We start from the raw sequence: 9,619 nt of genomic DNA on the forward strand, positions 1-9,619 counted from the left end.
GCAGGTAGCGGCCGGCTTCTTTATTTTTCTACAGGCCTCCCGACATGCGGGAGGCCTCTTTTTTTGCCGTGGCAATAAAGCGCCGCCTCTCTGAGTGCCAAGAGGAACTGCGCAGGACCACCTTTATCGCCCCCCCCCAGATAGCCGTTGATTTACTTTGCTAAATATGTATAATTTTAGGATATGACAAAAGAGTTTTCAAATTGGACTGATTATGACCACTGGCTTATTGCGGATTATGGAATGATGGTTATAAGCGGTAAAGAACGAATGGCTACAAACTACGATAAATATTTCATAAATAAAATTGAAGAAATTGATGGCAAAATTGTTGTTGAGTATGAGGAAGCAAACACTCCAAGATAAATGTGTTTTTTTTTATATAAACTTCATACACTTCAACCACAATTAAAGTGTATGAAGTTTATATGCGAATAAATTTTTTAGTTTGAATTACACAATATATTTTTCTGTCTGAGTTGAAAGTTCCTTTGCAAATTTTTTGTTTTCAGAAGCCATGCCGATGAGTTTGTCCGCATTGGAATTTATTATTTGTGTGGACTTTTTTATTTCGTCAGTTTTTGAAGACAAATTTTTAGCGGCATTTTCAAGTTCTTTTACTTGGGCAACAACATTTTCAATTCCAGAATTCATTTGCTTTGAATTTTCAATTATAGTATGTGTTGTTTCCTTTATATTCCCAAGCGCATCTACAATCTGCTTGCTTCCGATTGACTGCTCTTCCATAGAAGAACGAATTTCTGTAATCAAAGAATCATCGCTTGAAATTTGATTTACGATTTCACCAAAAGTAAGACCGGCACTGCTCGCCGCATTTGTAACTTCGATTATATTTTCAATTACGGAAGAAAGTGTCTGCTTTATGTAATGCGACTGTTCCGTTGTGCTTTCAGAAAGCTTGCGGATTTCTTCGGCGACAACGGCAAAACCTTTTCCTGCTTCTCCAGCGTGGGCGGCTTCAATTGCGGCATTCATGGCAAGAAGATTTGTTTGCTGGGCAACGGACTCAATGACTTTGTTTGTATCCAGAAGTTTTTTTGATTCAGCAGAAACTGATTCTATGAGTTTGATTACATTTTCTATTTTGTTTTTTCCGTCTTCTGAATCCGCAGAAAGCTGATTTGTAATTGAACTCATTTTTCCCATTGTGCCGACTGTAAGCGAAACTGTGTCTAGCTGCGTTTTTGCTTGGTCTGCAAGCTCCGATGAATTGTCTGAAATCTGCTTTATCTCTGATGAAATTCCCGAACTGTTTTTGTTCAGATTTTCTGCGACTTTGCTTAGTGAAATTATATTTTGCTTTGAAACTGCGACCATCTTGTTTATGGACTCTGTGAAAGCGTTTATGCTGCATCGCATTTTGCTGATTTCATTTTTTCCTTTTTCTGTTGAAAGCCTGAGCGTAAGATTTCCTGCCGCCATTTTTTCAAGAATGCGTGCGGTTTCTTCAATCGGCTTGGAAAATTTTTTGGAGAAGAAAAGGCTTACAAAAATTGCGGCAACCAGCACAACTGCCATTGTTTCAAAAATATAAAGCAGAAGTTTTGAAAAGTGAGTTTTAACTTCATTTTCAATTTGCTGAAGTTCTACGTTTATGTCGTCATAATAATTTCCGCTGCTTACAATCCAGTTCCAAGGTTTGAACAGCATTGAGTATGTTCTTTTTGGAGCGACAGTTATTCCGTCCGACTTTGTAAAATAAAATTCACTGAATCCGCCTTCTTCATTTGCATTTACAACGCTAAGAATTTTTTGAATTATTGTTACGCCGTTTTTATCTTTAAGATTTTTTCGATTTTGACCTTCGTTCTGCGGAAGAATTGGATGGGCGACGAGAGTGCAGTCAGTTGCGTCAATCCAAAAGTAGCCGGAACTATCGTCTCCGTAGCGGATATTTTTTATAACTTTTATTGCTTCTTTTTGCGCCTGCTCATGCGAAAGAGTTCCGTTTTTCTCTTCTTCATAAAAGGTCTTTAAAATTGAAATAGCATTTTGAATTTGAAATTTCACAGAATCATCGTAGCCTTTCATTCGCTCAGATCTTACGCTTTCTGTGCTGAACTTTTGGATTTTTCCAATTCCAACTTTCAATGTGCTGATTATTCCGATGCTGGCAACTGCTATGAGTGAAATGCAAAATGTAAGAACAATGGTTTTTATAGATTTCATTTGTAAATCCTGCCTTTAGAGCAGATAATATATCTTGGCAATGTTTTTGTAAATATATTTACTGAATAGAATTAAAAACTCCAAAACTGTATAATCATTTATAAATATATTCATAATTGTGTTAGAGTTTTATCAGCACAATGTTAAAAAGGAGTTTTATTTTGAAAATCGCATTGATTTTGGGAAGCTCGCAGAAAGACATTTATGATTTTATTATTGAAAACGGAAAACTCATTCTGCTTGATTTGAAAAAACTTTGCAACATCCGTATTTTTTCCAATGAACGGACGCAGGAATATAGTTTTTTTTATCATTCCAGTGGCAGTAAATTTGTCATTGCCGTGCTTGACACGGCAATCTATCTACATGGGATTATCAATCGAGTTTCTTTCAGAAACATCACAGGGTATAGCCCGATAATGACAAGGAGTTAAGCCCGATAATGACAGAAAAATCAAGCCCGATAATGACATTAAATTATAAAACTCGAAATTAAGGGTATTATGAAATAATTTCATTCGTTGCCCAGCGCATTTTCTGCTCGTTCGAAAACTTTTATGGCCTGCCCAGCGTGTTTTTGGCTCATGCGGAAATTTTTATGAGCCACCCAGCGCATTTTCTGCTCGTTCGAAAACTTTTATGAGCTGCCCAACATGTTTTTTGCTCGTGCGGAAATTTTTATGAGCCGCCCAGCGCATTTTCTGCTCGTTCGAAAACTTTTACGGCCTGCCCAGCGTGTTTTTGGCTCGTTCGGAAACTTTTATGAGCTGCCCAACATGTTTTTTGCTCATGCGAAAACTTTTACGGGTCGCCCAACGCATTTTTGGCTCATGCGGAAATTTTTACGGGCTGCCCAACGTTTTTTTTGCTTATGAAATTATTTCATGGGTCTCGTTCTTTTCCTGCATAGTCCGCAGTTTCTTCCAGCTGAAAAAAGCGTACAGGTCGTTTATCAGAAAAATCACAAAGTTGAAAACCATCGGAATGTAGACATGGTTTTCAATGCTCGCCAAAATCCACATGACAATCAGAACGATGTCGTTCGAGGTGTAGGCAAGCGCATAGTAAGGAACCCTCATAATTGTAAGAACGCTTGCCGCCATGCTTGTCGCAACAGAGACCGTGCTGATTTCAAGATTCGCAGTGTTCAGTTTTTTCAGTACAAAATAAAAAATGACAGTCGCTGCCGTGCTTACAAGAATTGCCACTGCGGATTTTTTCGGAGTAAGATGAGCCATTTGAACTTCACTCTTTCCTTTTTTGGAAGGATTTTTTAGCCACACAATCGCCGCAAAAAGGTCGCTTGGAAATGACATTCCCATATAAGTTATCGCCTCGCCATAATATTTGAATCCGAGCGCGACAATTGCGTAAAGCACACAGAAAACCAGCTGAAGAAACGGTCCTGAAATGTGTCCTTTTGCTATAAAAAGAAGCGACGTTACGCCCACAATCGTTGCAATCAGCGTAAGCGGATTTTTCTGCGGAACAAGACAGAACAGAACCGTAACACCGACTATGGATGCCGCCCAAAGAATCTTTTCAGGAACAGAAAACTTTGGGACAATCAGATTTTTTTTCATAAATACTCCTATAAAAAGCCAATGAGAAAAGTTGCAATAAATTGTCATTATCCGGCTTGACCGGATAATCTCATGAAATAGATTTATCATAGAGATTCCCTTGTCGAGCAAGGGAATGACAGCAAAGTTTCAACGGCAAAAAAAAGCATCCACAAAAGGACATCTGCATGGATTTCTCCAGACCTACCGATATTCCTTCGTGAATGCTCTTTATAGCATTTCTTCTGCCCGGTGGCAGAAAATTAAAATTTTATAGAACTATACTTTGTGCAGTTTTATTTGTCAATCCATCTTGACGCAGGACAAAACTGCGCAGAAAATGTCAGGAGTGGATTTTGCTTTTGGTTTATCCTGTGACTGTGCTTTCGTGGCACGAATCAAATTTATTTTCAGCAAGAGGAAAAAATGGAATGGCTTACGGCGATGAAAAAGTCAATTGCTTTTATGGACTCTCATCTTTGCGATGACATTTCGGCAGATGACGTTGCGGCGGAAATCTTTATGTCTCCGTTTTATTTTCAGCGAGGATTCAAGATTCTCACCGGAATTACGCCGGCCGAGTACATAAGGAACAGGCGGCTTTATCTTGCGGCTCTTGATGTTCTGGGCGGAAAGGAAAAAGTGATTGACATCGCGCTCAAGTACCGCTACGAGACTCCCGAAAGCTTCACGCGCGCGTTCACGAGGTTTCACGGAGTTTCGCCGGTTCAGCTAAAAAAATCGCCTCAGTCTCTTAACATTTTTCTTCCGCTGAAAATCACGATTTCCATTACAGGAGGAAACAGAATGGAAAAACTTGACTTTACGGTAAGCCCGATGTTCGGCTTCAAGGTGATTGGCTTTGAGCGGATTTTCAGCATGGAAAATTCCTACGGCGAGATTCCGAAATTCTGGGACGAGCTTCGTGAAAAATATCTTGGGGCAGTCTGGAGCGGAAAAAAGGAGCTGTCGGAAATTGAACAGGCGGTCAAGGACAACTGCATCGGCGAGTACGGAGTGTGCATTGATGACATCGGCGGCGGAAAGTTCCGTTATCTGGTTGCGGGGAAATACTGCGGCGGCAAAGTTCCAGACGGAATGACGCTCTTTGAATTCCCTGACTTGGAATGGGCAAAGTTCAATTGCACAGGTCCGATGCCTAATGCTCTTCAGAACGTGAACACAAAAATCTTTAAGGAATGGCTTCCCGGCAATCCCGGCTACGAGATGGCGGCCGGCTGCAACATCGAATGGTACGACAATAGCCCGATGGACAGCGAGGACTATAAAAGCGCAATCTGGATTCCTGTAAAACGTAAGCAGGAAAGTTCGGAACGCAAATTCAATTCGCCAGACAATTAATAATGCGTAATGGATAATTCGTAATGATTAATGCATAATGCATAATGCATAATGATTAATGCGTAATGCGTGTCTGACAATGTCATCTTCGGGCTTGACCCGGAGAGCTGTTGCATAGGACTGCTTCACATCGTGTTTATTAAGGCAGGGGCTGTTTTTTTTATTCTTTTTCCATTTCTTTTAAATCTTCACACAATCTTGACATTTCCGAAAGAAAATCTTGAAACATGAATTCTACTATGGCAGTGTCAAAAGCAGAGAGGGGAACGGAATAGATGCCTGAGCGTCAAAGTCCGTCGGGAAAACTTTCTGTTTTATGACAAGGAAAAATCTATGAAAAAGACAGTTTTAACTTTTGGTGTATCAGCGTTGGTTGCGGCGGCAGTTTTCGCACAGGAATTCAATCCTTCTTCTTCTTCAGTTCTCGGCGAACTTAACACAAAACCGAACGCTGAGGCAACAGCAAGTCAGGAGACACTTTCTGAAAATGCGGAGGATAAAACTCTTTCCGCTCAGGAAATTTCAAAGTCGATTGAGGAAGTTGACGGAATAAAAATCTTCGCGAACATCCTCAAAAATTCTTCAGACAAAATCCAGGAAGTTGCTTCTGATTCCGGCGTTACAGTTCTTGCTCCGATTGACGCAATCGCCGACACTGGAAAAATCACCCAGAACATCTCCGACTACATCGTTCCTGAAAAGCTCACAAAGGAAAACCTTGAGGCAAAGAAATCCGTTCAGACACTTTCAGGAAAAACTCTTCCTGTCGAAGTAAAGGATTCCGCAGTTCTTATAAACAATGTTGAAGTTGCAGGACTTGCTGACAGTGCGGACGACAAAGTTGCGGTTCTTCGCCTTGCAAACAACTTTAGTGAGTCAACTTCTGTAGCACTTGCTGAGTAGGAAAAATATCGGAAAACATTGCTGGCATTCCCTTGCTTGACAAGGGAATCTGTTTAGAAATTATCCGGTCAAGTCGGATAATGAAAAAGTAATATGTCAGATAATGAAATTAAAACTATAAATAAGAGGAAGAAAAAATGAAAACAACAAAGACTGCTTTTATCGCCGTATCAATGATCGGATTCGCCGCAATGATGTTCTCTTGCGCTGGAACAAAAAAGGACGCGCCAGCTTCGGAGGAAACAACATCTGCCGTTCAGTCAGAAGCACCGACTGAAGCTCCTGTAGAAGAAAAATCACTTTCCATACAGGACACTTTGCAGAGCGAAAATCCGGCCGCCGTTCAGGAGGAACTTCCACAGAACAACGATGTTTCTGTTCCTGCTGCAGAATAGAAACATCTTAAAATACAACAGCAAAGCCATCCTTCTTTAGTTAAAAATTGTTTTCAGCAGAGCCGGCTCAAGTCTCCAATCCGGTTCTGCTGATTTTTTTGTATCTTGAAATCGTTTTTTTGCATTTATATAATAGAATAAAATCACGTAATTGAGGATTAAAATGAAATCATCCCGTTTTTTTTGTTTGACGTTTGCTTCCGTTCTTTTTTTTGGAGGCGCGGAAGTTTTTTCGCAAAGCACGGTTTCAGTTTCAAAAAATAATTTGGCTGCCTCTCCTAAATTCAGTGGCTCGCCTTTTTCCGTCACAGAATACCGCGGGGATTCTCCGGACACGCTAAAAAAGTACAGCGTTCTTGAATTTGCGGACGGACGGATTTCAAAGGAAAGGCAGTTTGGCGACGACGGCTCTGAAAAAACTATTGTTGAAAGAAAATTTCTTGATGACGGAAAGATTTCTGAAATTACGGGGCTTGACTCGTCAAAAAGCGTGAAGTGGCGTTATTCCTACGGCTACGGCGAAAATGGGCTTCTTGCAAGCGAGACTTCTTATTCAGGAAGCGGCGAGATAGAGTGGCGCGCGGAATATTCCTACAACGAAAAATCACGGCTTTCTGAATGTAAGACTTATTCCGCGGCAGGCGCACTGAACTTTACGGAAAAATACATTTATACGGAAGACGGACGGATTAAAGATTATTCATCGTTCTATGCTGACGGAAAACTTTTCAAGCGAGTCGAGTATCTTTACAATGCGGATTCCACTTTGGCGCAGGAAAAAAACTATGACGCAAGCGGATTTTACGAGAGCGTGAGCTATTTGTATTCAAACGGAAAGGCGGTTTCTGTAAGAACGCTCGGCGCGGACGGCAACCTGAAAACCGAAGAGACGCGGACTTTTTCTGCTGGAAATATGATTCGCTCGGTTCTAAAAAATGCGGAAGGAAAAACCGTTTCCGAAAAAGAATTCTTCTACGACTGGAAAGGAAACTGTGCGATGGAAAAAAATCCGTCTGGAATCATCATGCGGAATTTTCTGTACAATGCGCCAGTTTCATCATCTTCTTCTGCTTCATCTTCATCTGAAAAAAAGGAAAATTGAAAAATGGCTTGCGTGATAATTGTTGAGGACAACTCGTTGATTCGCGATGCGGTTTCTGGCTACCTAAAGCTTGACGGCTACAAGACGCTTGAATTCGGCGGAGTTTCGGGCGTTTTGGACGCGGTAAAAAGGGAGACTTGCGACCTTGCGATTCTTGACGTTATGCTCCCCGACGGAAGCGGATTCGCGCTCGCAAAGGAAATAAGGGCTTCAAGCGACATTCCACTTATTTTTTTGACCGCAAAGGATTCCGAGTCCGACAGAATCCTGGGATTCGAACTTGGCGCGGACGACTATATCTGCAAGCCTTTTTCGGCGAAGGAGCTTGTTCTCCGTGTCCACGCGCTTTTAAGAAGAATCGGAAAAGCAGACAGCGGAAAAAGCGCGGCTTCGGGCGAATGGAAGAGCGGAAACTCGACCGTGCTTATTGACGAGGCGAAGCACAGCGTTAGCGTTGACGGAAACGCGGCGGAGCTTACTTCAACAGAGTGGAAAATCCTCTTGTATCTTGCGTCCAACGCCGGACAGGTTGTCTCGCGCGAGCAGCTTTTGGGCGAGTGCCTGAACTATTTTTTTGAAGGTTCGGAGCGCACGATAGACACGCACATGGCGAACCTGCGCTCAAAAATCGGGCAGCAGTGGATTTCAACCGTAAGGGGCTTCGGCTACAGATTCAGCGGAATAAAGGCGGATTCCAAAAAATAGAAAATGAAGTCGATTTTTGCACGGATTCTTACAGGATTTATCGCCGCCTCGTTTGCCGTAATCGCCGCGATGTCGGTCATTTTCACAGTGTCGGTGAGCCGCTCGATAAACGACTGGAACGCGGACAAAAGGGACGACTTTGTCTCTCTGATTCTTCCGGCAATCTCAAAAACGTACAGGCTTACAGGAAGTCTTTCTGCTTCCGAGCTTGAAAAAGCCGTAATGCCTTACACGACGGATTCCCTTTACATCTACATTTTCGACGGAAACAAAAAGCCGGTTCTTCTTCTTGAAAAAGGAAAGGTCAGCACGCAGGACGAAGTTGAAAAATCTGTCGGCTCGCTTTCGACTTTTCTTTCGCTTAATTCGCCTGTCCAGATAAAGGACGGTGGCGAGACAATCGGCTATCTTTGCGCGGACAACGTGGGATTCCTTGCGTACAAGGCGAACAGAATTTTTGTCTCCACAATGGAAAAAGGGCTTTTTGCAGGAATCGCTCTTGCGGTCTCGCTCACGCTCGCTCTTTCCGTTCTGATTTCAACAATGCTCTCAAAAAAGGCGCGTTCTCTTGCAGACTACATCTCTTCTCCGGACCTGATGAAAAAGGACATGGCGGCTCTCGGCGTGAACGAGCTGGACAGAATTCTAGACTCTGTGAAAAAACTAAAAAACCGGCTTATGCACGAGGAAACTTTGCGCAGGCAGTGGATGCAGGACATCTCGCACGATTTGCGCACTCCGCTTACCGCGGTAAAAATGCAGGTTGAGGGAATGAACGACGGAGTTCTTGAAGCTACGGCAGAGCGTTTTTCCGCCCTTTATTCCGAGCTTACGCTGATTGAAAAGCTCGTGTGGAACCTTCAGGACTTGAGCCGCTTTGAGTCCCCGGAAATGAGAATCTCGCCAGCGGACGTGAACGCATGGAAATTTGCCGACGATGTTTCATCCCGGTTCGCGCTCCTTGCAAAAAAGAAGAACATAAAATTCAGCGTGCAGAAAAAATGCGCAAAAGACTTTGACTTTACGGCAGACCCGCTTCTTCTTATGCGGTGCGTCTCGAATCTTCTGCAGAACGCGTTCCAGTACACAGCGGAAGGCGGCGAGGTTACGCTCTGCACGGAAAAACTTGAGGAGAACCGCGTAAAAATCTCCGTTATGAACACAGGCGCAATCAGCGAGGAAGATATTCCCCACGTGTTCGACCGCCTTTACCGGGGCGACCGCTCAAGAAGCACGGCAGGCTCAGGGCTTGGTCTTTCAATCGCGCAGGCAATCGCAAACCTCCACGGCGGAAAAATCGAAGTGCGCAACACAAAAAATGAAAAAGGCGAGAATTGTGTGTGCTTTTCGGTGGCGGTGTAAGTTTTTTTTGCAATGCCCCAACGCACTTTTGACGCGTT

At 42.8% G+C, this 9,619-nt stretch carries 9 protein-coding genes; 7 read left to right on the forward strand and 2 right to left on the reverse strand.

What is annotated here, in order from left to right; all coding sequences use genetic code 11:
* The first annotated feature begins 183 nt into the window (after positions 1–183).
* Complete coding sequence (locus B3209_RS09605) at positions 184–366, forward strand: hypothetical protein (protein WP_041611977.1); 183 nt, start codon at positions 184–186, stop codon at positions 364–366.
* A gap of 87 nt (positions 367–453) precedes the next feature.
* On the opposite strand, the gene B3209_RS09610 is transcribed toward B3209_RS09605, so the two are convergent.
* Positions 454–2,190 (reverse strand): methyl-accepting chemotaxis protein, encoded by a 1,737-nt coding sequence (locus B3209_RS09610; RefSeq protein ID WP_296664876.1) that lies wholly within the window; start codon positions 2,188–2,190, stop codon positions 454–456.
* Between the two features lie 869 nt (positions 2,191–3,059).
* On the reverse strand, positions 3,060–3,773 hold the full coding sequence (gene pnuC, locus B3209_RS09615) for a nicotinamide riboside transporter PnuC (protein ID WP_296664878.1): 714 nt from the start codon (positions 3,771–3,773) through the stop codon (positions 3,060–3,062).
* A 405-nt stretch (positions 3,774–4,178) separates the two neighbouring features.
* Here pnuC and B3209_RS09620 point away from each other — a divergent pair, with 405 nt between their 5' ends.
* The 6 genes from B3209_RS09620 (at position 4,179) to B3209_RS09645 (ending at position 9,581) form a co-directional block, all read left to right on the forward strand.
* On the forward strand, positions 4,179–5,114 hold the full coding sequence (locus tag B3209_RS09620; protein WP_296664881.1) for an AraC family transcriptional regulator: 936 nt from the start codon (positions 4,179–4,181) through the stop codon (positions 5,112–5,114).
* Positions 5,115–5,447: 333 nt separating this feature from the next.
* The gene (locus tag B3209_RS09625) at positions 5,448–6,017 is read left to right on the forward strand and encodes a fasciclin domain-containing protein (RefSeq protein WP_296690565.1); all 570 of its coding nucleotides are present in this window, start codon (positions 5,448–5,450) and stop codon (positions 6,015–6,017) included.
* 137 nt (positions 6,018–6,154) lie between these two features.
* Positions 6,155–6,412: a hypothetical protein gene (locus B3209_RS09630; protein ID WP_296091160.1), complete on the forward strand. Its 258-nt coding sequence runs from the start codon at positions 6,155–6,157 to the stop codon at positions 6,410–6,412.
* 163 nt (positions 6,413–6,575) lie between these two features.
* A complete protein-coding gene (locus tag B3209_RS09635) occupies positions 6,576–7,514 on the forward strand; it encodes a hypothetical protein (protein WP_296690566.1) in 939 nt (312 codons plus the stop codon).
* Positions 7,515–7,517: 3 nt separating this feature from the next.
* Positions 7,518–8,219, forward strand: a complete 702-nt coding sequence (locus B3209_RS09640) for a response regulator transcription factor (RefSeq protein ID WP_296690567.1) — start codon at positions 7,518–7,520, stop codon at positions 8,217–8,219.
* 3 nt (positions 8,220–8,222) lie between these two features.
* A complete protein-coding gene (locus B3209_RS09645) occupies positions 8,223–9,581 on the forward strand; it encodes a sensor histidine kinase (RefSeq protein ID WP_296690568.1) in 1,359 nt (452 codons plus the stop codon).
* The last annotated feature ends 38 nt before the right edge of the window (positions 9,582–9,619 follow it).

The organism is Treponema sp. UBA6852 (assembly GCA_002449305.1).
GTDB lineage: Bacteria > Spirochaetota > Spirochaetia > Treponematales > Treponemataceae > Treponema_D.